Origin of the sequence: Pseudomonas serboccidentalis (assembly GCF_028830055.1) — a bacterium.
In the GTDB taxonomy this organism is placed as follows: Bacteria; Pseudomonadota; Gammaproteobacteria; order Pseudomonadales; family Pseudomonadaceae; genus Aquipseudomonas; species Aquipseudomonas serboccidentalis.
Map to the genome: position 1 here is coordinate 3,979,131 of NZ_CP101655.1, position 25,195 is coordinate 4,004,325.

General features: G+C 59.8%; 24 protein-coding genes. 10 read left to right on the forward strand and 14 right to left on the reverse strand.

Annotated features, from left to right (window positions below; all coding sequences use genetic code 11):
- Positions 1-11: 11 nt before the first annotated feature.
- The 3 genes from NN484_RS18175 to NN484_RS18185 are packed head-to-tail and all read right to left on the reverse strand — an operon-like array spanning position 12 to position 3,844.
- Entirely contained in the window at positions 12-1,094 is a 1,083-nt protein-coding gene (locus tag NN484_RS18175; protein WP_274657609.1) for a glycosyltransferase, read from the reverse strand.
- Positions 1,095-1,135: 41 nt separating this feature from the next.
- Entirely contained in the window at positions 1,136-3,364 is a 2,229-nt protein-coding gene (locus tag NN484_RS18180) for a polysaccharide biosynthesis tyrosine autokinase (protein WP_274657610.1), read from the reverse strand.
- A 39-nt stretch (positions 3,365-3,403) separates the two neighbouring features.
- Positions 3,404-3,844 carry a low molecular weight protein-tyrosine-phosphatase gene (locus tag NN484_RS18185; protein WP_127650292.1) on the reverse strand — a complete coding sequence of 147 codons (441 nt, stop codon included), beginning with the start codon at positions 3,842-3,844 and terminating at the stop codon, positions 3,404-3,406.
- A gap of 289 nt (positions 3,845-4,133) precedes the next feature.
- Here NN484_RS18185 and NN484_RS18190 point away from each other — a divergent pair, with 289 nt between their 5' ends.
- Positions 4,134-5,084 carry a glycosyl hydrolase family 5 gene (locus NN484_RS18190; RefSeq protein WP_274657611.1) on the forward strand — a complete coding sequence of 317 codons (951 nt, stop codon included), beginning with the start codon at positions 4,134-4,136 and terminating at the stop codon, positions 5,082-5,084.
- A gap of 208 nt (positions 5,085-5,292) precedes the next feature.
- Positions 5,293-6,219 carry a transaldolase gene (gene tal, locus NN484_RS18195; RefSeq protein WP_127650288.1) on the forward strand — a complete coding sequence of 309 codons (927 nt, stop codon included), beginning with the start codon at positions 5,293-5,295 and terminating at the stop codon, positions 6,217-6,219.
- Between the two features lie 241 nt (positions 6,220-6,460).
- Here tal and rssC read toward each other — a convergent pair whose 3' ends face one another.
- Entirely contained in the window at positions 6,461-6,943 is a 483-nt protein-coding gene (gene rssC, locus NN484_RS18200; protein ID WP_003226553.1) for an anti-sigma factor antagonist RssC, read from the reverse strand.
- On the reverse strand, positions 6,940-8,124 hold the full coding sequence (gene rssB, locus NN484_RS18205) for a two-component system response regulator RssB (protein WP_041074010.1): 1,185 nt from the start codon (positions 8,122-8,124) through the stop codon (positions 6,940-6,942). The genes rssC and rssB overlap by 4 nt, the downstream gene beginning before the upstream one ends.
- A 274-nt stretch (positions 8,125-8,398) precedes the next feature.
- On the opposite strand from rssB, the gene NN484_RS18210 reads away from it, so the two are divergent.
- Positions 8,399-8,698 carry a PilZ domain-containing protein gene (locus NN484_RS18210; RefSeq protein ID WP_274657612.1) on the forward strand — a complete coding sequence of 100 codons (300 nt, stop codon included), beginning with the start codon at positions 8,399-8,401 and terminating at the stop codon, positions 8,696-8,698.
- A gap of 53 nt (positions 8,699-8,751) precedes the next feature.
- Here NN484_RS18210 and NN484_RS18215 read toward each other — a convergent pair whose 3' ends face one another.
- On the reverse strand, positions 8,752-9,441 hold the full coding sequence (locus NN484_RS18215; RefSeq protein ID WP_127650284.1) for an MlaA family lipoprotein: 690 nt from the start codon (positions 9,439-9,441) through the stop codon (positions 8,752-8,754).
- 198 nt (positions 9,442-9,639) lie between these two features.
- On the opposite strand from NN484_RS18215, the gene pcrP reads away from it, so the two are divergent.
- Positions 9,640-10,260: an HAD superfamily inactivated hydrolase PcrP gene (gene pcrP, locus NN484_RS18220; protein WP_274657613.1), complete on the forward strand. Its 621-nt coding sequence runs from the start codon at positions 9,640-9,642 to the stop codon at positions 10,258-10,260.
- Positions 10,261-10,369: 109 nt separating this feature from the next.
- Positions 10,370-10,633 (forward strand): DUF4404 family protein, encoded by a 264-nt coding sequence (locus NN484_RS18225; RefSeq protein ID WP_127650280.1) that lies wholly within the window; start codon positions 10,370-10,372, stop codon positions 10,631-10,633.
- A 139-nt stretch (positions 10,634-10,772) separates the two neighbouring features.
- On the opposite strand, the gene queF is transcribed toward NN484_RS18225, so the two are convergent.
- Positions 10,773-11,603, reverse strand: a complete 831-nt coding sequence (gene queF, locus NN484_RS18230) for an NADPH-dependent 7-cyano-7-deazaguanine reductase QueF (protein WP_215502433.1) — start codon at positions 11,601-11,603, stop codon at positions 10,773-10,775.
- A 61-nt stretch (positions 11,604-11,664) separates the two neighbouring features.
- Positions 11,665-12,198 (reverse strand): copper-resistant cuproprotein CopI, encoded by a 534-nt coding sequence (copI, locus tag NN484_RS18235; protein WP_274657614.1) that lies wholly within the window; start codon positions 12,196-12,198, stop codon positions 11,665-11,667.
- Positions 12,199-12,362: 164 nt separating this feature from the next.
- On the opposite strand from copI, the gene NN484_RS18240 reads away from it, so the two are divergent.
- Together NN484_RS18240 and NN484_RS18245 are read left to right on the forward strand one after the other, a co-directional pair.
- Complete coding sequence (locus NN484_RS18240) at positions 12,363-13,043, forward strand: heavy metal response regulator transcription factor (protein WP_127650274.1); 681 nt, start codon at positions 12,363-12,365, stop codon at positions 13,041-13,043.
- Positions 13,043-14,392 carry a heavy metal sensor histidine kinase gene (locus NN484_RS18245; protein WP_274657615.1) on the forward strand — a complete coding sequence of 450 codons (1,350 nt, stop codon included), beginning with the start codon at positions 13,043-13,045 and terminating at the stop codon, positions 14,390-14,392. Before NN484_RS18240 ends, NN484_RS18245 begins: the two co-directional genes overlap by 1 nt.
- Positions 14,393-14,490: 98 nt before the next feature.
- Here the strand turns inward: NN484_RS18245 and NN484_RS18250 are convergent, their stop codons facing one another.
- From NN484_RS18250 to NN484_RS18260, 3 genes are all read right to left on the reverse strand, one after another.
- Positions 14,491-15,735: a lipoprotein-releasing ABC transporter permease subunit gene (locus NN484_RS18250; protein WP_127650270.1), complete on the reverse strand. Its 1,245-nt coding sequence runs from the start codon at positions 15,733-15,735 to the stop codon at positions 14,491-14,493.
- 63 nt (positions 15,736-15,798) lie between these two features.
- Positions 15,799-16,482, reverse strand: coding sequence for a lipoprotein-releasing ABC transporter ATP-binding protein LolD (gene lolD, locus NN484_RS18255; RefSeq protein ID WP_164747873.1), 684 nt, complete (start codon positions 16,480-16,482; stop codon positions 15,799-15,801).
- 7 nt (positions 16,483-16,489) lie between these two features.
- The gene (locus NN484_RS18260) at positions 16,490-17,740 is read right to left on the reverse strand and encodes a lipoprotein-releasing ABC transporter permease subunit (RefSeq protein WP_127650268.1); all 1,251 of its coding nucleotides are present in this window, start codon (positions 17,738-17,740) and stop codon (positions 16,490-16,492) included.
- Between the two features lie 94 nt (positions 17,741-17,834).
- Between NN484_RS18260 and NN484_RS18265 the strand changes: the two genes are divergently transcribed.
- The gene (locus tag NN484_RS18265) at positions 17,835-18,416 is read left to right on the forward strand and encodes a PilZ domain-containing protein (protein ID WP_127650266.1); all 582 of its coding nucleotides are present in this window, start codon (positions 17,835-17,837) and stop codon (positions 18,414-18,416) included.
- Between the two features lie 14 nt (positions 18,417-18,430).
- Entirely contained in the window at positions 18,431-19,153 is a 723-nt protein-coding gene (locus NN484_RS18270) for a glycerophosphodiester phosphodiesterase (protein ID WP_064588424.1), read from the forward strand.
- A 42-nt stretch (positions 19,154-19,195) separates the two neighbouring features.
- Here the strand turns inward: NN484_RS18270 and sthA are convergent, their stop codons facing one another.
- Both sthA and NN484_RS18280 read right to left on the reverse strand, forming a co-directional pair.
- Positions 19,196-20,590, reverse strand: coding sequence for a Si-specific NAD(P)(+) transhydrogenase (gene sthA, locus NN484_RS18275; protein ID WP_007984277.1), 1,395 nt, complete (start codon positions 20,588-20,590; stop codon positions 19,196-19,198).
- Between the two features lie 197 nt (positions 20,591-20,787).
- Entirely contained in the window at positions 20,788-21,837 is a 1,050-nt protein-coding gene (locus NN484_RS18280) for an FAD:protein FMN transferase (protein ID WP_215502429.1), read from the reverse strand.
- A gap of 72 nt (positions 21,838-21,909) precedes the next feature.
- On the opposite strand from NN484_RS18280, the gene tcuC reads away from it, so the two are divergent.
- Entirely contained in the window at positions 21,910-23,211 is a 1,302-nt protein-coding gene (gene tcuC, locus NN484_RS18285) for an MFS transporter (protein ID WP_215502428.1), read from the forward strand.
- A gap of 240 nt (positions 23,212-23,451) precedes the next feature.
- Here the strand turns inward: tcuC and NN484_RS18290 are convergent, their stop codons facing one another.
- Positions 23,452-24,915 carry a glyceraldehyde-3-phosphate dehydrogenase gene (locus NN484_RS18290; protein WP_127650258.1) on the reverse strand — a complete coding sequence of 488 codons (1,464 nt, stop codon included), beginning with the start codon at positions 24,913-24,915 and terminating at the stop codon, positions 23,452-23,454.
- Positions 24,916-25,195: the final 280 nt, after the last annotated feature.

Below are 25,195 nucleotides of genomic sequence, written 5' to 3' on the forward strand. Positions count from 1 at the left end.
CTGAGTTCTACTTAATAAGTGGGAGCGCAATACACGTCATAGGTCTGGCGAATCATCAGTGCAGCGCTGAAACGTTCGCGCACGATGTTCCGGCCTTCGCTGCCGAGGTCGAGCAACCGCGGCTTCTGGATTCGCGCCAGCACATCGGCCAGCGCCTGGTGGTCACCGGTGGGGAAGACATAGCCGGACACTTCATGGGTGACCAGTTCGGGCAGCGACGTGCAATTGCTGGCGATCACCGGCAACCCCATGGCCATGCCTTCCAGCGGCACCATGGCGAAACCTTCCCAGCGACTGGGGACGATCAGCGCGTCGGCCTGTTGATACAGCGCGTGCACTTCGGCAGGCGTGACCCACGGCAGGTACTCGACCGCGTCCATCTCCGGGCATTCAACCGTGTCCTCGTTGACCGCACTGCCGACCACCGTCAGTTTCAGATCGCTGCGCTGCACCTTGGCGAAGGCCTTGAGCAGCACGTCGAAGCCTTTCTGGTAGTCGAGGCGACCGACGAACAGCAAATGAATCGGCTCGGGACTATCAACCTTCGGCGCTTCGTCACGCTGATGGATGCCGTTGTAGATCAGCTTCATGCGCTTGCGCTGGATGCCGAAGCGCGCCGCCTTGTCCATCTCGTAACGGCTGACGCAGATGATCACGTCAGTGACCCGCTGCAGGACCCGTTCGATCCACGCGTAGAGCTTCTGCTTGATCGGCGAGCTTTCCATCAGGAACGAAAACGCGTGCGGGCAGTAGACGATTTTTGGTCGACGCCATGGTTTGAGCAGCACACACACGCAACGGCCGATCACCCCGGAAAAGGTGCTGTGCAAATGCACCACATCGGGTTTTTCCTTGAGCATCACCCGGGTCAGTTGCCAGGCGAAACGCAGCAGTGAGCGCACATCGCGGCCGCTGCGTTCGAACGTGCGAATCTGTCGTTCATCGATGCCGTGCAGCTCTTTTTGCTGATCGAGCGGCACCAGATAGACCAGCTCGTAATTCGAATCCTGACCTTCGGGGGAAGCCGAGATGGTGCGGATAACGGTGGCGACCCCACCTTTTATCGTTTCAGCCACGTGCAGTATTTTTTTCACAACCCACCCACTTCCTTGCCTGTAAGGACAATCGCTGACACTCAGGATTTGTCGGACGCGTATTCGTAGTTGTAATAACCGTAGCTACCGTTGCCGTAGGAGCTGGCTGTGCGCTTCTCGACGCCGTTGAACACCGCGCCCTTGAGCTCGATGCCGTTCTGGGCGAAGCGGCGAATGGTTATTTCAATCTCTTTGGCCGGGTTCACCGCAAACCGGGTGACGATCAGGCTGATGCCGGCTTCGCGCCCGACAATCGCGGCGTCGGTCACCGCCAGCAGCGGCGGCGTGTCGATGATCACCACGTCGTAGCGCTCACTCAGTTCGGCCAGCAGGTCGCGGAAGTTGACGTGCATCAACAGCTCGGAAGGATTGGGCGGAACCTGCCCACGGCTGATGAAGTGAAGGTTGTCGATTTCCACCGTATTGACGGCCTGCTCGATGCTGCAACGCTTGGCCAGCAGGTCCGACAGGCCATTGTCGATCGGCACATTGAGCGTCTTGTGCAGATGGCCCTTGCGCATGTCGGCGTCGATCAGCAAGACGCGCTGACCGCTTTGCGCCATGACGGCCGCGAGGTTGGACGAGACGAATGTCTTGCCGACCTGCGGGCTGGGGCCGGAGATCATGATGCGGTTGTTGGTCGAATCCAGTGCAGCGAAATGCAGACTGGTGCGCAGGCTGCGGATCGATTCGATGGACAGGTCGGTCGGATTGCGCAGAGCCAGCAGAGAGGCCGGCGTCTGCGCCGTGCTTTTGACCCGCACTTTCTTACTGTCCTCTTCGCGCTGCAAGACGCTATAGGGAATCGAGGCGTACACCGGCAACCCGAGCTGCTCGATGGCTTCCGGCCCTTCCAGGCCTTTGCTCAGGGATTTGCGCAGCAGCACCAGGGCCACACCGACAAAAGCACCGAGGAAGGTTGCGATCAACACAATCAGGGCTTTTTTCGGTTTGACCGGGCTGGTCAGGTCGACATCCGCCGGATCGACCAAACGCACGTTGCCCACCGCACCGGCGCGGACGATGTCCAGCTCCTGGGATTTGTTCAGCAACTGCGTGTAGATCTGCGAAGCCACTTCCACATCGCGGGTCAGGTTAAGCAGCTCCTGCTGCGTGGCCGGCAGATCGCCGACTTTGCCTTCCAGCGCCTTCTGCTGCTGGGTCAATTCACCGATCTGCGACATCAGGGCGCGATACGCCGGATGCTGCTTGGTGAATTTGCGATCGAGTTCCGCCTGCTGCATTTTCAACTCGGAAATCCGCGTTTCGAGCGCGACGGACTGACCGAGCACCGATTGGGTTTCCAGGGAAATATTCACGGTCTTGCCGTGGGTCTGGTAGGCGTTGAGCGCATCGCTGGCCTTGGCCAGATCACGTTTGACCTGCGGCAACTGGCTTTGCAGAAACGCCAGGCTCTGCGCCGCTTCCGCCGAAGTACGGCGCACGTTTTGGTCCACGTACAGCGCCGCGATCTTGTCGAGGATCTTCACCGCCTCGGCGGCGTCGGCACTGGCCAGCGCCAGACGGATAATCCCCGATTCCTTGCCCTGCTCGGAAATATCCAGCGCATCCTGGTAACCCTGAATGGTCACAATCCGTGGATTGCGCACCACTTCAAATCGGGTACCCGGGTTGGCCGACAACTGAGCGATCTGCCCCTCTACCCCGCCCTGCGCGAAGGCTTCGCCCGCGACGCCCTCGGCCAACAGGTTGTCGTTGTCATCGAACAACTGAAAGTGCTGTTGGTCGCCCGCCACCAGCGTGAGCTTCTTGCCCATCAGCTCTTTGGGCAGATTGAGCCGGGTGAACTCCAGACGCTGACCGCCCCAGGCGTAGCTGTTAAAGCCGAAACGCGGCGGCGCCACGCTGAACTCGGTTTCGCCGCGATAACGCCGGGCGAGAAAACCGCCGATGACCGGGAAGGTGTTGGGGGTGACGTCGATGTCCAGACGCAGGTCGTCGACGGTTTTGCCGATCACCGCGCGGGACTTGATGATGCCGATTTCGGTCACCGACGGCGATTGCCCGCCGAGCATGCTGCTGAGGTCGGAAAACCCGAGCATGTCATTCTTTTTCGGTTCGACCTGAACCAGCGCGTTCGCCAGGTACACCGGCGTCGCCAATACCGCATAGGCTACGCCGGCGGCCATGAAGGCACCGGTGAAGGCACCGATCAGCCATTTCTGGTCGATCAAACTGCCAAATATGCCGAGAAGATCAATAGTGTCTTGATCGTTATCACGGTTGGCGATTACTGACGGTAACTGCATAAGTCTGTTCTTACCATTCACTGATCTGAAGAATATTCATCAATGTCCGAGGCGCTGCGCCCACGAGCTAACAGCATCTTCAATCAATGCATGGGCATGAATAAAAGCGGCCTTACCTTGACGATACGGATCCTGTATTTCTCGTTCGCTCTGCCACTTGCCAAGAAGAAACACTTTGCCTCTGGCGTGAGAGGCAATCTTCAGCACCTGATTCACATGTTGTTTTTCCATGACCAGAATCAGGTCCGACTCATTGACAATATCAGCGGTCAATTGCCGCGCCGTGAAACCCTCGGCACTGTGGCCGCGGGCTTCCAGAACCTGGCGCGCCGACGCTTCCATGCCTTCACCAACCCGCGCCGCGAGGCCTGCGGAGGTCACCGAGATCGTTGAGGGAGTCAGCGCGTTACGCAGCAGAAGTTCTGCTGTCGGACTTCGGCAAATATTGCCAACGCACACAACCAGGATATTTCTGAACAAGGTTTACTTTCCTGTGTAATATCATTCTGCCAACATCCAGTGCGGTTATTAATGAACCCACTAGATCATCCTGCACTCAGAAATAGATTCGCCCTGTTAATACCAGCGTATTAAGTACCACAGCGCCAAAAGTCGCCCAAACGGAATTACCGGACTAAAAATAACTGTGATTTTCAGAGCCAGATTTCCTGACAAAAACTAACATTTACGCACTTAGTTCAATTGTCAGTTTCGAATCGGTTATCACCCGATACTTTTCGCCGTTGTCACTTCTCACCGGAGAACCGACATGAAATCAGCACCTCTCAAACGACTGGGCGCTTTGACCCTGTTGCTGCTGGCTGCAACCGGCCACAGTCACGCCAATGAACTGTTCCCGGCCCTTCCCGCCAATAAAACCGTTGGTGTTCAGGTCAAGGTTCAGACCTTCTCCGCCGCTGACGCCCAGCAGATCAAAGCCACCGGCTTCAGTTTCGTGCGCTTTGGCGTCTGGACCGACAGCCTGGCCAGCGCGACGTATCAAAAGCAGATCAGCGACGCCTTCGCCGTGGCCCGCGCCGCTGGCCTGCCGGTATTGATGACCCTGCGCGCGACCAAGCCGTTACCGACCAATGATCTGACGAGCGCCGGCGTCGCGTACGCCAACGCGCTGACCAGCCTGGCGACGACCTACGGTTCGCAACTGGTGGCGATTGAACTGTGGAACGAGCCGGACCTGGGCACCTACTGGCCGACCGGCAATTTCGACACAACGTTCGTGCCGTTCATGAGCGCGGCGTGCAAGACACTGCAGGACCAGCCTCCGGCCGCCCCGGTGATCGGCTTTGGCTTCGCCCGGCCACCCACCGCCGACTCGGCGTCCACGGTGGCCCTCAACCGGATCGTCAGTGAATACCCCAAATGTCTCAGCGCGATCTCCTATCATCCGTATGGCATGACGGGCACGCAGATCAGCAACGCTCAGGCGTTCATCCAGCAGAACTTCCATCTGCCGGGAGTGATCAGCGAATGGGGCATCTCGGCGCTCGCCTCAAACGGTGGGACCGAGGGTCAGGCGAGCAAAATCAGTGCGTTTGTCGCCGATATCAAAACCCGCAACATTGCACTGACCTCGATCTACGAATGGAAAAACAGCGACACGGGCAGCAACGACCGAGAGAAAAATTTCGGCCTGCAAACCTCCGACGGCCAGGCAAAACCAGCCGAATCCGCAGTCAGGACCCAGTTGAACCTGCAATAGCCCTCTCTCAACGCGCTCAAGGGGCGTTAGCCGTCAGTTGCTTTGAACCTGCGGCCGATTTTGGCATCGTATTCATCGATACCGCGTCCCGCCTTTCAAACAGCCGTTCTCAGGTTGTTGCCACCGGGGAACCCGTTACGCCTTGATGCCCTTGAGTGGCTGTCAGCGCTCGGGTAATGTCGTCAAACCCACAGGACAGAGCACACCCATGACTTCCAAGCTGGAACAACTCAAACAAATGACCACCGTGGTTGCCGACACCGGCGACTTCGAAGCGATCGCCCGGGTCAAGCCGGTAGACGCCACCACCAACCCTTCCCTGCTGCTTAAAGCCGCAGCCATCCCGGCTTACGCCGAACTGCTGAACGCGTGCGTCAGCGACTGCAAGGGCGACGTAGGCCTGGCCAGCGACCGTTTCGGCGTCGCCGTGGGCCAGGAAATCCTCAAAGTGATCCCGGGCCGTATCTCCACCGAAGTGGATGCGCGTCTGTCGTTCGACCAGGACGCCGTGCTCAAGCGTGCACACCGCCTGATCGAGCTGTACGACAAGGCCGGCATCGGCCGTGACCGCGTGCTGATCAAGATCGCGTCCACCTGGGAAGGCATCCGCGCGGCCGAGATTCTCGAGAAAGAAGGCATCCAGACCAACCTGACCCTGCTGTTCTCCTTTGCCCAGGCGGCCGCCTGCGCTGACGCCGGGGTGTTCCTGATCTCGCCGTTCGTGGGCCGCATCTACGACTGGTACAAGAAGGCCAACGGCAACGACTACACCGGCGCCGATGATCCGGGCGTACAGTCGGTCACCCGCATCTACAACTACTACAAGTCCAATGACTACAAGACCGTGGTCATGGGCGCCAGCTTCCGCAACCTGAACCAGATCGAGCAACTGGCCGGCTGCGACCGTCTGACCATCAGCCCGGACCTGATCGACAAGCTGGCGGCAGACACCGGCAAACTGGAGCGCAAACTCGCCCCGGGTCACGCCGGCGAAGCCCGCCTGAGCCTGAACGAAGCGCAGTTCCGCTGGTTGTCCAACGAAGACGCGATGGCCACCGAGAAACTGGCTGAGGGCATCCGTCAGTTCGCCCGAGACCAGGAGAAGCTCGAGGCGCTGTTGCAGGCCAAGCTGTGATTTGAGCGGTTGAAATGCAAAAAGGGCGAACCCGTTAAGGTTCGCCCTTTTTTATTGGTGCGATTCAGTGGCAAATGATGATTGATGGCAGGAGATGACCCTGTGGCGAGGGGGCTTGCCCCCGTTCGGCTGCGCAGCAGTCGCAAAGCCTGCAAACCAGTCTATCCACAGAAATTCAGTGACGTGGTTCAGGGCCGCTACGCAGCCCAACGGGGGCAAGCCCCCTCGCCACAGAGGCCACTCAGTGTCTTTCGAGGGCATTCACCAGATCATGAAAGGCTTCACGGTTGGAATCGTTCAGGCCCATGAGGATCTTGTGCGCTTCGAGCACCTTGATCCGCACCACTTCTTCAGACTGATCCTGATCCGGCAGGTCGTCCAGGCACTCGGGGCACGGCACCGGGTGGTTGACGATGTTGAACACCTGCTCGAAGCCCATCGACTGCAGCAGACGCGTGATGTCTTCGTGGGTGGTGACGACAGTCGGCAGCAGGCCGACCTTTTGCCGCGACAGGATCGACAGTTTGGCCAGCAGGCCCAGGGTGGTGCTGTCGATGCTACGGGTTTCGGTCAAATCGATCACGATCGCGTTGAAATTCAACGCGGTGAAGATTTTCTCAATAGTCGCATCCAACGCCGAACACAGGGTCAGGCGAACTTCACCGACGAACTTCAGGACGAAGGTGCCGTCCTGCTCGGCGAACTGGATTCTACCGGTACTCATTGAAGGTTCCTGCTCAACACCAACAGGGCGATATCATCCGGCATCTCCCCTAGCGTGGCCAATCCAAACACTTGCCGCAGACCATCCAGGCTGCCGCCCGCCGACTTCACCCGTTGCGGCAAAGCAGCTTCTTTTTCTTTGAGCGTAGGTTCTGGCAATAGATCCAGAATGCCGTCGGACATCAGCGTCAGGCTGAAAGTCGGTGGCAGCTCAAGCACGTGATCTTCGTAGGTGGCCTCGTTGAAAAGGCCTACCGGCAAACCGCGGCCTTCGAGGTAACGAACACTGTCAGGCGTGTACAACACAGGCAACGGCAGATGGCCGCCGATGCTATAGGTCAACAAACCGGTCTCCTCGTCGATGACTCCACCGACCATTGTGACGTGTTTGCCCAGCTTACAGCTGATCAGCCCCCGGTTGATATGACCAAGGACTTCCGAAGGCTTGAATTCCGGCAGGGTGCCGTTGCGCTTGGACTCGAACAGCAAGCGCGTGGTCATGAACTTCAGCAGCACGGTGACGAACGCTGAAGAAGCGCCATGGCCCGATACGTCGGCCAGGTAGAACGCCACCCGACGCTCGTCAACGCGGAAATAGTCGACAAAATCACCCGACAGGTACAACGACGGGATGATCTGATGTGCAAACTGGAACTCGTCGATGCGCCACGGGCTTTCCGGCAGCATGTTCATCTGCACCTGGCGACCGGCATTCTGGTCTTCCTGGAGCAGGTTCAGGCTGGCTTCGAGCTCGCGGTTGGCCTTCTCCAGCTTCTCGCGGTAGCGCTGGTTCTCCAGCAGCAGGCGCGCACGATCAAGCGCGCGACGCACCGAGTGCTCGAGCACGGCGAGGTCTTCGAGAGGCTTGATCAGGTAGTCCGCCGCACCCAGGCGCAGCGCCTCGACCGCGTCGTTCATCACGCCGGCACCCGAAACGACGATCATCGGCGTTTGCGGTGACCGCTCAGTGACCTGACGGATGAGTTCGAGACCGCCCATCTGCGGCATGCGCAGATCGCAGATGACCAAGTCGGGCTTGTCTTGCTCGAATACCTGAAGACCCTGTTGGCCGTTGCTGGCCTGCAGGACGCTGAAACCACTGTCTTCCAAATAGGCCGCGAGGCTCGCGCGTACTACTTCGTCATCATCGATTATCAGCAGCGTGGCACTGGTTTTTGGCATGTGGGCAAACGGCGCCAGAATTAGGTTGGCGTAGCAGGCGGGGCATCGGCCCGGCTCAGACTACTGGATTCGCTTTCTAGCCTCTCTGCTGCACCGCTTTCGAGCATTGGCCCGGAACGCGATTGCACCAGAGGTGCCCTTCTAAGGCGCAGACGGTACTCCCATCCGCGGGGCGTTTCAAGCATGCGCCGATGGTCGCTCGACGACTTTACTTGTCAAATCACCGAGAGTTATAAGAACAGCTCAAACCGTAACCCAATGGAAGGACAAAGCCATGAGTCAAACCGGTCGGGACTACAGCGAAAAGCGCGATTTCATCCGCATGCGGGTCGATGCCGATGTCGTGTTGATTCATGAGGGTGATGAGGTTGCAGCGGTGTGCATCGACCTCTCCAGCAGCGGCATGCAGGTCGAGGCACCCCGGCAGTTCGCGGTCGGCGACCGTTTGAGCGTGCGTATCGATTCCGATCATGCGGCCCTCAGCGGCCTGGAAGCCGAGACCGAAGTGGTCTGGGTCAAGGCGCAGGATGGCAACAACCAGAAGCTCGGTTTGAGCATTCTGAAGATGAAATAGCTGCACACAAAAAAGGCGACCCTGAGGTCGCCTTTCTGTTTTAACGGTCGCGATTAAAAATCGTCTTCGACCTGGCCATCCTTCACTTTGAACTCGCGGTTCTGCAAGTAAGCGTTGCGGATGAAGGTGTACTTGTCGCCACTGATCAGCTTCTCGCTCGACAGCAGGCTGGCGCGGGTATCGACGATGTTCAGCCCGAACACCGAGTTACGCACCGGCACGTCGTTCATGTAGCGGTACGGGCCGGTGTAGCTGTCGACGTACTTGGAAGGCGCGTCACGCAGGGTGCTTGGGCCCAGCAGCGGCAACATCACGTACGGACCGCTGCCGACGCCCCAGTAACCGAGGGTCTGGCCGAAGTCTTCGTCGCTGCGATGCAGGCCCATTTTGGTGCCGACGTCGAAGAAGCCCAGCAGGCCGAAAGTGGTGTTGAAGATGATCCGTGCGGTATCGACACCGGCCGCTGCAGGTTTGGCCTGCAGAATGTTGTTCGCCAGGTTGGTCACGTCACCGACGTTGCGGAACATGTTGTGAATGCCGTCTTCGAGGAACTGCGGCGTCACGTATTCATAGCCCTGGGCCAGTGGCTTGAGCGCGTAGGTGTCGACGAAGTCGTTGAACTGGAAGATCGGGCGGTTGACGCTTTCCCAAGGGTCTTCTTCCGTCGCGGCGTTGGCAGCGAACGGAACCAGCAAGACGCTGGCACATACACAAAGCTGAGCGAGAGGGTTGCTCCAGCGCATAGAAAAGCTCCTTGGATTTTACTGGCGCGGGCACCGTCGGCCCAGGCGTTAAGACCGCTAGTATAAGCGCAAAAGCCATTTTGGGCAGTCTACCCGTGAAGAGTCGTGTAGGAGAATTCCTGAAAGCCCCTTCACACGTTTGTCATCCAACTGTCACCGGTGTCCCCTAGCCTCATGACTATTTCAGGGACGTTTTCCATGTCACACGCTGAAGCCTTGCCTGTCGCCGCACCCGGTCTGACCGCCGTGCTGTTCGGACTCAGTGGTTGTCTGGTGGATTTCGGTGCCCGTACCCATCAACACGCCAGCGTGCTGCCCGAGCACGCAGACGTCACCCCCGGTGCCCTCGACAGCCTGCTCAGTTTGCAGCGCCAGCAGATTCCCTGTGCCTGGCTCGACGAGTTGCCCCCTGCCCTCGCGCAACCGCTGTCGGCCTCGCTGCCGGCGTGGATCAAACCGACGCAACATTCAGCAACAATCAATCCCTGGCCGGCGCCGAACGCCTGCTGGCAAGCGCTGATGGGCTTGAACGTCAGTCGTCTGGACGGCTGCGTACTGGTCAGCGGCGAGCCACGCTTGCTGCAATCGGGCCTCAACGCCGGGCTGTGGACCATTGGCCTGGCGTCCTGCGGTTCGCTGTGCGGCCTGTCGCCGAGCGAGTGGCAAGCCCTGAGCCAGAAGGAACGCGAACAGCGGCGTGGCAAGGCGACCATGCAGTTGTTCGGGCTGGGCGTGCATTCGGTGATCGATCATCTGGGTGAGCTCGACACCTGCCTGGCCGACATCAACCTGCGTCGCTTCAAAGGCGAAAAGCCCTGACCGGGATCATGCAGGTTGGAGCAGAGTGGATTAATCTAAAGGTCAGCCATAGACCTTTGGCGCGCGGCTGCGGTCAATGCCAGTGCCTCTTGATAAAAGGAACCCCACCATGCCCGCCCAAGAACTGCAAAAACAACTCGACACCCTGCGCGAGCAATTGGAGCAGAATCCGCCGCTGTCCGAAGCCGAGCGTGAAGATCTGCATGCGCTGATGGCGCAGATCGAATCGGAAATCAAACTGGAAAGCGCCACGCAGGACACCAGCATCGCCGATGGCGTGAACCTGGCGGTGGAACGCTTTGAAGTGGAACACCCAACTATTGCCGGCACCCTGCGCAATATCGTCAATGCGCTGGGCAGCATGGGTATCTGATTTCCCAAACACAAAAAGCCCTGTCAACGATGACAGGGCTTTTTCATTTCGGGACTGAAAAGATCGCAGCCTTCGGCAGCTCCTACACGGGATCGACGTACGACCTGTAGGAGCTGCCGCAGGCTGCGATCTTTTGATCTTACTGACGGACCAGACGGTGGTTCGGCAGTTGTACAGATTCAGTGCTGCGATACGGGTTGATGTCCAGTCCGCCGCGACGCACATACCGCGCAAATACCGTGAGTTTCTCCGGCTTCAGCAGACGCTGCAGGTCGAGGAAAATCCGCTCCACGCACTGTTCGTGAAAGTCCGAGTGCTGGCGGAAGCTGACGATGTACTCCAGCAGGCTGGCGTGATCCAGTGCCGCGCCGCGATATTCCACCACCACGCTACCCCAATCCGGCTGACTGGTCACCGGACAGTTGGATTTGAGCAGATGGCTGTGCACGCTCTCTTCGACAATGCGCGAATCATCGCAACGCAGCAGTTCGGGACGCGGATGCTCATAGTTGCTGACGCTGATGTCCAGATCGTCGATGCACACGCCCGGCAGAGCCACGACGCCTTCGCCTTCGACATCCTTCAAGCTGCGCACCCGCACGCCCACTGGCTTGCCGGCAGCAGCCGACAGGTCCTTGACCAGCGTCGCTTCCAGGCTGGCGATGTCGGCAAACGGCGTCTGGTTCAGCGAGTTCAGGTACAGCTTGAACGACTTGGACTCGATGATGTTCGGCGAATCGGCGGGAATACTGAATTCACCAATCGCCACCACCGGTTTGCCCGACGGCAGCAGCCACGACAATTCGAAGCAGTTCCAGAAATCCACACCTTTATACGGCAGGGTGTCGGCGGTCAGGCCCAGTTCGGCCCACTTCGCAGTGCGCGGGATCGGGAACAACAGGGACGGTGTGTACGTGGCGATGTATTCGCTGGACTTGCCCAGCGGCGAATGTTCGGCTGCGGGATGCATGGCGGAAACCTGACTGAAGAATCAGCGGATTCTATCAGCCTTTGCTCCCGCCTTTGAGTGCTTACTGACTGACAGTCAGTTTGCCGACCATGCCGGCCTGGTAATGCCCGGGAATATTGCAGGCGAACTCCAGGCTGGTGGCCTTGCTGAATGTCCAGGTCAGTTCGGCGGTTTTGCCCGGCTCGACCAGCACGCTGTTCGGGTCATCGTGCTTCATGTCGTGCCCCATGGCCGCGTGATCCATGCCCGCCATGTCGTGGGACATTTCTTTCATGCCGGTAGGCGTGAGCATGCCGCTTTGCTGCATCTGCAACATTTCCTGCTGGTGCCTGGCATGCATTGCCGCGTCACCGAGGTTGAATTCATGCAGCAACTGGCCTTTATTCACCAACACAAAGCGAACGGTCTCACCGGCCTTGACCTGAATCGCCTTGGGGTCGAACGACATGTCGTTCAGCACCACTTCGATGCTGCGGGTGGCCTTGGCGGCCGGTGCCGGTTGGCCGAAGTCGTAGGTGTACGCGGGTGCGGCCCAGACAGGTGAACTCAGCGCCAGCAAACAGGCGACGACGGTCAGAGGGGTGCGCAAAAACATAGTCATACTCCAACAAGATAAGGTTCAGCCTGTGGGAAACTCTAGCCCGTCTGCGCTGGCAGCTACCTGACAGGCAGATTACAACTTTGTCAGGTTGGCGCTTGTCGCCAGCGCTCACGGTATAAAGCTTTCGTTTCCCAAACCTGAATCAACCCGAGCCGCCCATGAAACTGCTGATCGTCGAAGACCAACCGAAAACCGGCCACTACCTGCGCCAGGGCCTGACCGAGGCCGGGTTCAACACGGAACTGGTGGCCGACGGTAACAGCGGTCAGCAACTGGCCTTGAGCGGTGATTATGCGCTGCTGATCCTCGACGTAATGCTGCCCGGACGCAGTGGCTGGCAGATCCTGCAAGCGGTGCGCAGCGCCGGCCTCGACACGCCGGTACTGTTTCTGACCGCCAAGGACGCCGTGGAGGACCGGGTGCACGGCCTCGAACTCGGCGCCGACGACTATCTGGTCAAACCGTTCGCCTTCTCCGAACTGCTGGCCCGGGTGCGCAGCCTGTTGCGGCGAGGCAGCGCGACGCCGCAGGAAACCAGCCTGCAACTGGCTGACCTGCGCCTGGACCTGATTCGCCGCCGGGTCGAACGCAGCGGCCAGCGCATCGACCTGACCGCCAAGGAGTTCGCCCTGCTGGAAATGCTCCTGCGCCGTCAGGGTGAAGTGCTGCCGAAATCGCTGATTGCCTCGCAGGTCTGGGACATGAACTTCGACAGCGACACCAACGTGATCGAGGTGGCGATCCGCCGTTTGCGCCTGAAGATCGACGATGATTTCCCCAACAAACTGATCCACACCGTGCGCGGCATGGGTTACGTGCTTGAAGAGCGTCCGGCGTGATGCGTCGTCTGTCCCTGAGCTCTCGCCTGGCCTTGCTGTTCGCCGCTTGCACCGCCGTGGTCTCGCTGTTTGCCGGGGTGCTGTTCAGCCGCGCCAGCGAAGCGCACTTCGTCGAGCTCGACCAGCAACTGCTGGACGGCAAGCTGATCGGCCTGCGCCGGGCCTTGCAGGATGTTCAACCCGGTCAACGTGAGGCGCGGCTGGCCGATGAATTGAGCCGCCAGGCTGATCTGGCGCTGCGCATTACGGGCAGTGACGGCCAACGCTGGTACGACAGTTCGACGCAGATCCCCACGGATTTGCCGAAACAATCCGGCCTGGTGACCGTGAGCCAGGCAGGCACTGATTATCGGGTGCTCAACGCCCCGCTCTACCCGGACAAAACCGACTCGCCGCAATTGACGCTGTTGCTGGACATCACCCACCACCAACACTTCCTGCAACGCATGCAGCATCTGATCTGGCTGACCGTCGGGCTGTCGGCGCTGGCCACTGCGCTGCTCGGCGCCTGGGCCGCGCGCAGCGGTTTGCGTCCGCTGCGGCGCATGAGTGCGATCGCCCGTGGGATTTCCGCACAATCACTCAATGCCCGACTGCCGGAAGCGCAAATGCCGCCAGAACTTGCGGAAATGGCCCACAGCTTCAACGCCATGCTCGGACGCCTCGACGACTCGTTTCAACGGCTGTCGGCGTTCTCGGCCGACATCGCCCATGAACTGCGCACACCGCTGTCGAACCTGCTGACTCACACTCAGGTCACCCTCACCCGCCCGCGTCCGATCGAAGACTATCGCGAAGCCCTGCACAGCAACCTCGAAGAGCTGCAATGGATGGCACAACTGGTCAACGACATGCTGTACCTGGCCAAGGCTGACCATGGCTTGCTGATGCCCAAGCGTGAGGCGCTGGAACTGGCGGATGAGAGCGATGTGTTGCTGGAGTTTTTCGCGCCATTGGCCGAGGACGCCGGAGTGACGCTGAGTCGCGAAGGCCACGCGCGCATCGAGGGCGATCGCAGCATGCTGCGTCGGGCCTTGTCGAATCTGCTGGATAACGCGCTGCGCTTTACCCCGGCGGCTGGCAGCGTGCGCCTGTCCATCGTCGATCAGCCGCACGCCGTGCAGGTGTCGGTCGAGAACAGTGGTGACGGAATTTCAGCCGACCTGTTGCCGCGGCTGTTTGACCGGTTTTATCGGGCGGATCCGGCGCGGCAGGAAGGCAGTAGTGAACATGCGGGGCTGGGGTTGGCGATTACGCAATCGATCGTCCGGGCGCATGGTGGGCAGATTCGTTGCGAATCGGCTGCGGGGTGGACGCGGTTTGTGATTGAGTTGCCCAAGGGGGAATGAGACCGTTCATTGCGGGCCCATCGCGAGCGGGCTCACTCCTACAGGGAAATGCATTCCAACTGTAGGAGTGAGCCTGCTCGCGATGGCGGTAATAGAGCTTACGAATATCTCAAGGCGTGAGCCGGTTCGATTTTCGCCGCCCGCAAGGCCGGATACACCGTCGCCAGGAAGCTCAGAATAAAGCCCGCCGAGCAGATCAACAGCACATCCCCGCCCTGCAATTCCGAGGGCAGGTTGCTGACGAAATACACGTCGGAACTGAAGATGTGCTGCCCGGTAACGCGCTCGACCCAGCCGACCATCTCACTGACGTTCAGCGCGGCAATCACGCCCAACACACCGCCAATAATGGTGCCGACAATGCCGATCACCGTGCCCTGCACCATGAAGATCGCCATGATCTGCCGTGGCGTGGCGCCGATGGTGCGCAGGATCGCGATGTCCGCGCCCTTGTCGTTCACGACCATGATCAGCGTGGCGATGATGTTGAACGCCGCCACCGCAACGATCATCAGCAACAGCAGGCCGATCATGGTTTTTTCCATTTTCATCGCGCTGAACAGGCTGCCCTGGGTGTGGGTCCAGTCGTCAGCCTTGAAGTCGGCGCCCAGGCCTGCGGCGATGTCCGAGGAGACTTTCGGCGCGGCGTACAGGTCCTTGACCGCCAGGCGCACGCTTTGCACCTGATTCGGCTGCCAGTGCTGCATGGTCGCCGCATCGGCCACGTGGATCAGGCCCATGGAACCGTCCAGCTCGGCACCGACCTTGAACACACCGACCACGTTCAGGCGCTGCATGCGCGGGGTGATGCCACCCGGTGCGGTGCTGACTTCCGGCACGATCAGGGTGATCTTGTCACCGACGTTGAGGCGGAAGCGGCGCGCGGTGATTTCACCGATCACCACGCCGAATTCACCCGGTTTCAGGTCATCGAGACGACCCTGCACGATGTGCTGGGCGACGATCGACACCTTGCCTTCCTGAGCCGGGTCGACGCCACTGATCTGAATCGGCTGCATCAAGCCCTTGTAGGACAGCATGCCTTCCATCTCGGTGAACGGCACGGCGGCAGTCACTTCAGGATTTTTCAGCGCGGCGGCGGCTACCGGCTGCCAGTCATCAATCGGCTTTACGCCGACGATGGTCGCGTGCGGCACCATGCCGAGGATGCGCGAGCTCATCTCGCGCTGGAAGCCGTTCATCACCGACAGCACCACGATCATCGCCAGCACGCCGAGGGCGAGCCCGATCATTGAGGTCATCGAAATGAACGAAACAAAGCGATTGCGGCGCTTGGCGCGGGTATAGCGCGTGCCGATAAAGATCGATAACGGTCTGAACATTCGCTGGGGCACCGTATAAAAATAAAAGACCCGATGCCTTTACAGGCACCGGGTTTCGGTCGGTCAGATGGCGGTCAGGCAACCTTCCTGCAATTGCAGGACGCGGTCCATCTGGCGGGCCAGGTTCATGTCGTGAGTCACCACCAGGAACGCCGTGCGCATCGAGGTGCTGAGTTCCAGCATCAAATCCTGAATGCCTTCGGCGGTGTGGGAGTCAAGGTTGCCGGTGGGCTCGTCGAGCATCACCAGGCCTGGATTGTTCACCAGCGCCCGGGCGATCGCCACACGCTGGCGTTCGCCACCGGACAGTTCCGCCGGTTTGTGCTCCAGACGATGGCCCAGCCCCACGCGCTCCAGTAACGCCGTCGCGCGCTGACGCGCTTCTGGGATCGCGGTCTTGCCGATCAGCAGTGGCATGCAGACGTTTTCCAGCGCGGTGAACTCCGGCAGCAAATGGTGGAACTGGTACACGAACCCGAGGGCACGGTTACGCAGCAGGCCACGCTTCTTCTCGCTCAGGGCCGACAGTTCTTCACCGTCGAGCCAGACGCTGCCTTCGGTTGGCGTGTCGAGGCCGCCCAACAGGTTGAGCAAGGTACTTTTGCCCGAACCGGACTTGCCGACGATCGCCACACGCTCGCCTGGGTGCAACTCCAGTTGCAGACCGGCCAACACTTGCACCGACTCCGGGCCTTCCTCGTAGGATTTGCCCAGGTTGCGGCAGCTCAAGATTGCTTTATCACTCATGCCCGACTCACTCATAACGTAGCGCCTCCGCCGGCTGGGTGCGCGCGGCACGCCAGGCGGGATACAGGGTGGCGAGGAAACTCAGGACCAACGCAGCGGCGCAGACCATGACCACGTCCTGGCTCTGCACCTGCGACGGCAGGTAATCGATGAAGTACACGTCGGCGTTGAGGAACTTGTGACCGATCAGCCCTTCCAGTGCCGAAATCGCGGCGCTGACATTGAGCGCGGCGAAAATCCCGACCACGGCACCAATCGCCGTACCGACCACGCCGATCACCGTGCCTTGCACCATGAACGTACGCATGATCGTCCCCGGCGTGGCGCCGAGGGTGCGCAGAATGGCGATGTCGCCCTTCTTGTCGTTCACCACCATCACCAGCGTGGAAATGATGTTGAACGCGGCCACCGCAACGATCAGCAGCAACAGCAGCCCGATCATGGCTTTTTCCATGCGGATCGCCTGATACAGGTTGCCGTGGGTACGGGTCCAGTCGCGGGCATAGTAATGGTCTTCGCCAAGCTGCTGGGCGATGGTCCAGGCCACACGCGGCGCCTGGAACAGATCATCGAACTTCATCCGGATGCCTTGCACCTGATCAGGCTTCCAGCGGTGCATCTTCGCCAGATCCTGCAGGTTGGTGACACCCAGGTAACCGTCCAGCTCACCGGCGCCGACATGGAAGATGCCGACCACGGTGAAGCGCTTCATGCGCGGGAACATCCCGGCGGGGGTCACGCTGACTTCCGGCGCGACGAAGGTGACCTTGTCACCGAGGCCCACGCCGAGTTTGGTCGCGGCCTTGTCGCCGATCACGATGCCGAAGCTGCCCGGCGTCAAATCGTCGAGTTTGCCCTGCTTCATGAAGTTGTCGATGATCGACACATTGCGCTCGAGCGCAGGGTCGATCGCATTGAGCAACACCTTGGACACCTGGCCGTTGTTGGTCAGCAGGCCCTGCATCTGGGTGAACGGCGCAACGGCCGTCACCTGCGGGTTGCGTTTGACCTTGGCGGCCAGGCTTTGCCAATCGTTGATCGGTTCGCCGGTTTCAAGGGTCGCGTGGGGCACCATGCCCAGCACACGGGTGCGCATCTCATGATCGAAGCCATTCATCACCGATAGCACCACGATCATCACGATCACGCCAAGGGCGAGCCCGATCATCGAAGTCAGGGAAATGAATGACACAAAATGATTGCGACGCTTTGCACGGGTATAACGCGTGCCGATAAATACGAAGAGAGGTCTGAACATGTCGGGGCTTGTTCGGAGGGAAAAGGAACGTCCTTGTGGCGGGGGTCGATAACCAGCTTTACACTCAGACCACCGCCGCTACCATGGGTTCGCCATGTCGACATTAGATGAAGAAGATCGCCGCGAATACTACCGTATCGAGGACATGATCGCACTGGAAATTCGGCCCCTGTCCGCTCCCGAAGCCGCAGGCCAGGAAGTGTTGCAGGATGCTTCCCCGTTGTTCAACCTGCTCAGCGAACTGCACCTGAGCGAATTCGAGTCGCAGCACCTGCTGCGCCAGATCAGCGAGCGCGACCGGGCCATCGCCGCGTTCCTCAAATCCCAGAATAAACGCATCGACCTGCTCAGTCAGGTAGTCGCCCTGACCGTGCTCGGCCATATCGGCGAACCGCAACCGGTGATCATCTCCGAAGGCGGGATCGACTTTCAGCACCCGACCGCGCTCGCCAACGGCGCGCACTTGTCGGTCAAACTGGTGCTGATGCCCCAGGCACTCGGCCTGCTGCTGCGCGCCCGCGTCACCCATTGCGATCGCAAGGGCGACGGCTACGACGTCGGCACCGAGTTCGAACACTTGACCGACGCCCAGCGCCAGTTGCTCGCCCGTTATATCTTGCAGAAGCAGGCCCAGGAACGACGCCTGGCCCGCGAACAGAACGAATCCGGCATTTAAATTAAGGAAGCACCGTGACCCTCATCTACGGCCACCGCGGCGCCAAGGGCGAAGCACCGGAAAACACCCTGACCAGTTTTCAGGAATGTCTCAAGCACGGCGTACGCCGTTGCGAACTGGATCTGCACCTGTCCAAGGACGGCGAGCTGATGGTGATCCACGACCCGACCCTCAAGCGCACCACCGACCGGCGTGGCAAGGTGGTCGAGCACACCGCCGCCGAGTTGGTGACCTACGACGCACGCAAGGGCGGCCCGGGCTGGATCAAGCCATGCCCGATTCCAACATTGGAAGAGTTGTTCGAGAAATGCGATTTCGAACACTGGCAGCTGGAAGTCAAAAGCGCCTCGCGCACCCGCGCGGCGACCACTGTGCTGGCGATTCGCGAAATGGCCCAGCGCCATGGTTTGCTGGACAAGATCACCATCACCTCGAGTTCGCGGGAAGTACTGAAAGCGGCACTGGACCTGGTGCCGGACGTGTCGCGTGGACTGGTGGCCGAATACGCCTGGCTCGACCCGCTGAAGGTCGCGGCCAGCTATGGCTGTGAGATTCTGGCTTTGAACTGGACGCTGTGTACGCCGGAACGCCTGCAGAAGGCGCAGCGTCAGGGCCTGCATGTGTCGGTGTGGACCGTCAACGAGCCTGCGCTGATGCGCAGACTCGCCGACTTCGGCGTTGACAGCCTGATTACAGACTTTCCCGGTTTGGCCACTGCCACCCTCGAGAATTGCTGAAATCGGTCTCCCCGGCCGGCTCAGGCCACCGGCCGGAGCCCGTCAAAAAAGCCGGTTGAGGCCGTCGTATGCCGCTACCCGATAGGCTTCGGCCATGGTCGGGTAGTTGAACGTGGTGTTGACGAAGTACTTCAACGTGTTCAGCTCGCCCGGCTGGTTCATGATCGCCTGACCGATGTGCACGATCTCCGACGCCTGATAACCGAAGCAGTGAACGCCCAGCACTTCCAGGGTTTCACGGTGGAACAGGATCTTCAGCATGCCTTGCGGCTCGCCGGCGATCTGTGCACGCGCCATGCTCTTGAAGAACGCCTTGCCCACTTCGTACGGCACTTTGGCCTGGGTCAGTTCCTGCTCGTTCTTGCCGATCGAGCTGATCTCCGGAATGGTGTAGATGCCGGTCGGCACGTCATTCACAAAGCGCCAGCTACCGTTATCGACGATGCTGCCGGCTGCCGAACGACCCTGGTCGTGGGCGGCACTGGCCAGGCTCGGCCAGCCGATCACGTCACCGGCGCCATAGATGTTCGGCACGCAGGTGCGGTAGGCCTCGTCGACTTCGATCTGCCCGCGGCTGTTGACCTTGACGCCGATGTTTTCCAGCCCCAGCTGGTCGGTGTTACCGGTACGGCCGTTGCACCAGAGCAAGGCGTCGGCCTTGATCTTCTTGCCGGACTTCAGGTGCAGGATCACGCCGTTGTCCACGCCTTCGACACGGTCGTAGTCTTCGTTGTGGCGCACGGTGATGTTGTTGTTGCTGAAGTGGTAGCTCAACGCCTGGGAGATTTCCGAGTCGAGGAAGCTCAGCAACTGACCACGGTTGTCCACCAGTTCAACCAGCACACCCAGACCGCTGAAGATCGAGGCGTATTCGCAGCCGATCACGCCGGCGCCGTAAACGATCAGTTTGCGCGGGGTGTGGCCGAGGCTGAGGATGGTGTCGCTATCGTAGATACGCGGGTGGTGGAAATCGATGTCCGCCGGGCGATACGGGCGCGAGCCGGTGGCGATGATGATGTGCTTGGCCACCAGTTTCTCGACCACGCCGTTGGCGCAGACCACTTCGATGGTTTGCTCGTCAGCGAAGCTGCCGGTGCCGAAGAACACGTCGACGCGGTTACGGGCGTAGTAGCCGGTACGCGAAGCGACTTGTTTGGAAATGACTTTCTCGGCGCTTTTCAACACGTCCGGGAAGGAGAACCAGCGCGGCTCGCCGATCGCCCGGAACATCGGGTTGGTGTTGAACTGCATGATCTGCCGGACCGAGTGACGCAGAGCCTTGGACGGGATGGTACCCAGGTGGGTGCAGTTACCGCCGACCTGGCGACGGCTGTCGACCATCGCCACCTTGCGCCCTGCTTTGGCGGCGTTCATTGCCGCGCCTTCTCCCGCCGGGCCGGAACCCAACACCACCACGTCGTAGTTGTAGACAGCCATGCGTACTCCTCAGAACAGGCCGCGGTGCCAGCAGCACCAGCGGCTAAATCACGCCGAATCGCGGCGCGAAGGAACAATTGGGGGTCAATAAAGAACCCGGACACAGTCTATAGAAGCGTCAACGCCGCGCACATTAACCCTTGGTCGCGTCGTAGGCTACTTTTGCCTGCACTACAACGCCAGCTTTCGTACTGTTCTCAGTCAACTTTTGCGCCACTGAGGCGCTCGAAAGCCGCACTGGTGCGGATGACGAAACCTGTATCGGCACGAATCACGAAGAATGCACCAATGTCATGTTTTTCGGCATAGTCCCAGGCCCTTTCCGGCCCGAGAATCAGCAACAGCGTCGATAGTCCATCGGCCATCAACGCTGAAGGATGAATTACCGTGACCGACGCCAGGTCGTGTAGGACCGGTGCCCCGCTGCGCGCATCAAAGGTGTGGGAATAGCGCCGACCGTCCTGCAGGAAATAGTTACGGTAATCACCGGAAGTGGACACACCGTAGCCATCGACACTGATGACGCGCTCGGCCACCTGCTGATCGTCACGCGGCTCCTCCAGCGCGATGCGCCATGCCGAGCCGTCGAGTTTTTTGCCCTTGGCCCTCAGCTCGCCCGTGGCTTCGGCGAGATAGTCATGGATGCCCATGGCTTCGAGTCTGGCGGCAATGGTGTCGACGGCATAGCCGGCGGCGATGCTGTTGAAGTCGACTTCGACAGCGACGTCCTTGCACAACTGATCACCCTTGATGTGCAAGTGCTGATGGCCGACCCGCTGCATCACCTCGGCCAGTACAGCGGTATCAGGGACCTTCTCTTCTCGACCTTGCGGGCCGAAACCCCACAAGTTCATCAGCGGCTCGACAGTGAGGTCGTAGGAACCTTCGCTTTGTTCTGACAGTTGCTCGCCAACCCGAACCAATTCGAGCACTGGCGCGGGCATTGTCTGACAGCTGTTGGCGGGCAAGGCATTGAAGCGTTCGATCTCGGAATCGCTGCGGTAAGTGGACAATTGTCGATCGACTTCGACGAGGATGCCCTCCACTTCCCGACGAACTTGTGCGGAATCTGCAAGACCGGTGTGGCGCACGTATTTGATGGAATAGGTGCTGCCCATGGTCGGCCCGCCGAAGCTCTCCATGGAATCACCATCGCCGCAGCCAGCCAACAGGCTGACCAGCAACACAAGCCCAAACCATCGTCCAGTGAACAATTCTTCATCTCCCCGCAAAACCGCGCCGGCCATTATGGATCAAAGGGCCCGCTCGCTCCCAACGGATGCAACGCGTTTATAAAATCCAATAATGAGTAACTGAAAATGTCCTCCACCACGGGCAAAGGCAAAGCGATTTTTCGCGTTGTCAGCGGCAATTTTCTCGAGATGTTCGATTTTATGGTCTACGGCTTCTATGCCACGGCCATCGCCAAAACCTTCTTCCCGGCCGACAGCGCCTTCGCCTCCCTGATGCTCTCCCTGGCGACGTTCGGTGCCGGCTTCCTGATGCGGCCATTGGGGGCAATCTTCCTCGGCGCCTACATTGACCGTCATGGTCGTCGCAAGGGTCTGATCATTACCCTCGCGATGATGGCCTCCGGTACGATCCTCATTGCCTGCGTGCCGGGCTATGCGACCCTTGGGGTAGCCGCTCCACTGATCGTGCTGTTCGGCCGCCTGCTGCAGGGTTTCTCGGCCGGTGTCGAGCTGGGCGGAGTCTCGGTGTATCTGGCGGAAATCGCCACACCGGGCCGCAAGGGCTTTTTCGTCAGTTGGCAGTCCGCCAGCCAACAAGCGGCGGTGGTATTTGCCGGATTGCTCGGGGTCGGCCTCAACCACTGGCTGAGCCCGGAACAAATGGGTGACTGGGGCTGGCGCGTGCCGTTCCTGATCGGCTGCATGATCGTTCCGGCAATCTTCATCATTCGTCGTTCGCTGGAGGAAACCCCGGAATTCCAGGCGCGAAAACATCGCCCTACCCTGCGGGAAATCGTGCGCTCGATCGGTCAGAACTTTGGCATCGTTATCGCGGGCATGGCACTGGTGGTGATGACCACGGTTTCGTTCTACCTGATTACCGCCTACACCCCGACCTTCGGCAAGGCTGAACTGCATCTGTCGGACTTCGACGCGCTGCTGGTGACGGTGTGCATCGGCCTGTCGAACTTCTTCTGGCTGCCGGTGATGGGTGCGGTATCCGACAAGATCGGCCGCAAGCCGTTGCTGCTGGCGGCGACCATTCTGGCGATCCTGACCGCTTACCCGGCATTGTCGTGGCTGGTGGCGAACCCGAGCTTCAGTCATCTGCTGATTGTCGAACTCTGGTTATCGTTCCTGTACGGCTCGTACAACGGCGCGATGGTGGTGGCGCTGACCGAAATCATGCCGGTGGAAGTGCGCACCACCGGGTTCTCACTGGCCTACAGCCTGGCGACCGCGACCTTCGGCGGATTCACGCCGGCGGCGTGCACTTACCTGATTCATGTGCTGGACAACAAGGCTGCGCCGGGGATCTGGCTCAGCGGTGCGGCGGTGCTGGGGTTGATTGCGACGCTGGTGCTGTTTCGGGGCAACAAGCATGAGCTGCGGACTGTGCAAGCGGCTGTAGCCGGCGGTGCCCGATAGGACGTCATCGCTGGCAAGCCAGCTCCCCCAGGGGATTTGTGAACCACGCAGATCGCCCGTGGGGGCCAGCTCTGGCACTACATGTCTAAATGACCTTAAAGAAAAGATCGCAGCCTTCGGCAGCTCCTACAGGATCAATTGCGATTCCTTGCAGGAGCTGCCGAAGGCTGCGATCTTTTGATCTTCTCCAAACAAAAACGCCCCGACCTAGGTCGGGGCGTTTTCATTGGCAGCGAGTGCTTAGCGCGGGAATGCTGGCGGGTTTACACCGGCCATGTCTTCCATCACGCGAACCACCTGGCAGCTGTAGCCGAACTCGTTGTCGTACCAGACGTACAGAACAACGCGATTGTCCTGAACGATGGTCGCTTCAGCGTCGACCACACCGGCGTGACGCGAGCCCACGAAGTCAGTGGACACCACTTCCTGCGAGTTGACGAAGTCGATTTGCTTGTGCAGATCGGAGTGCAGCGCCATGTAGCGCAGGTACTCGTTCATCTCTTCACGGGTGGCGGCTTTCTCAAGGTTCAGGTTGAGAATGGCCATCGACACGTTTGGCGTCGGAACGCGGATCGCGTTACCGGTCAGCTTGCCGGCCAGCTCAGGCAGGGCCTTGGCAGCAGCGGTGGCAGCACCGGTCTCGGTGATCACCATGTTCAGCGCGGCGCTACGACCACGACGATCACCCTTGTGGAAGTTGTCGATCAGGTTCTGGTCGTTGGTGTACGAGTGAACGGTTTCGACGTGACCGTTGATGATGCCGAACTTGTCATTCACAGCCTTCAGCACCGGCACGATGGCGTTGGTGGTGCAGGACGCGGCGGACACGATCTTGTCGTCAGCGGTGATTTCGTTGTGGTTGATACCGTGAACGATGTTCTTCAGCTTGCCTTTGCCAGGCGCAGTCAGAACAACGCGGGCGACACCCGGGCATTGCAGGTGCTGGCCCAGACCATCGGCGTCACGCCATACACCGGTGTTGTCCACCAGCAGCGCGTCTTTGATCCCGTACTGGGTGTAATCCACCTCGGTCGGGTTCTTCGCGTAGATCACCTGGATCAGGTTACCGTTGGCAGTGATGGTGTTGTTTTCTTCGTCGATGACGATGGTGCCGTTGAACGGACCGTGTACCGAATCGCGACGCAGCAGGCTGGCGCGTTTGGTCAGGTCGTTTTCGGCGCCTTTGCGCACGACGATGGCACGCAGACGCAGACCGTCGCCACCACCGGTTTTCTCGATCAGGATGCGCGCCAGCAGACGGCCGATACGACCGAAGCCGTACAGCACAACGTCAGTGCCTTTGCGCGCCGAAGCGTTTTGCTGGCCAACCACATCAGCCAGTTCCTCACGCACGAACTGCTCGGCGCTGCGGCCATTGCCTTCGCTGCGGAATTTGAACGCCAACTTGCCCAGGTCTACCGAGGCCGCGCCGAGCTTGAGCTCGCTCATGGCCTTGAGCAGTGGGAATGTTTCGTGGACGGAGAGTTCGCTGTCGTCGGAAGAACGGTGGCGAGCAAAGCGGTGAGCTTTGAGAATCGCGATGACAGACTGGTTGATCAGGCTGCGGCCATAGATCGAGCTCACCACGTTGTTATTGCGGTAGAGCTGACCGATAAGCGGAATCATCGCTTCTGCGAGTGCTTCACGGTCGATCCATTCACCAAGACACTGGTCGGGCTTCTGAGTCACGGTAACCTTCCACATGTAGGGGCAGAAAAAAGGGGCTACATTATGCCGCCGAGAACCTCTTGTAGCAATGCGCACTTGTCGCACAATCGGCAACAAAATTCCGTTCAAAAAAATTACGCACCTCGCCAGCCCAGTAAAACCGGGGCTTCCAGCGCAGTCAATTTTTCGACGACTGTTAGACGATGTCTGTAACCCTCCGTAACACCAAGCGATTTCGGCACTACATAACCCTGAAAAAAGTGCTCGTTTTTATGGTTACCACTACATTTCGCGCAAACAGCGAAGATAGACGCAG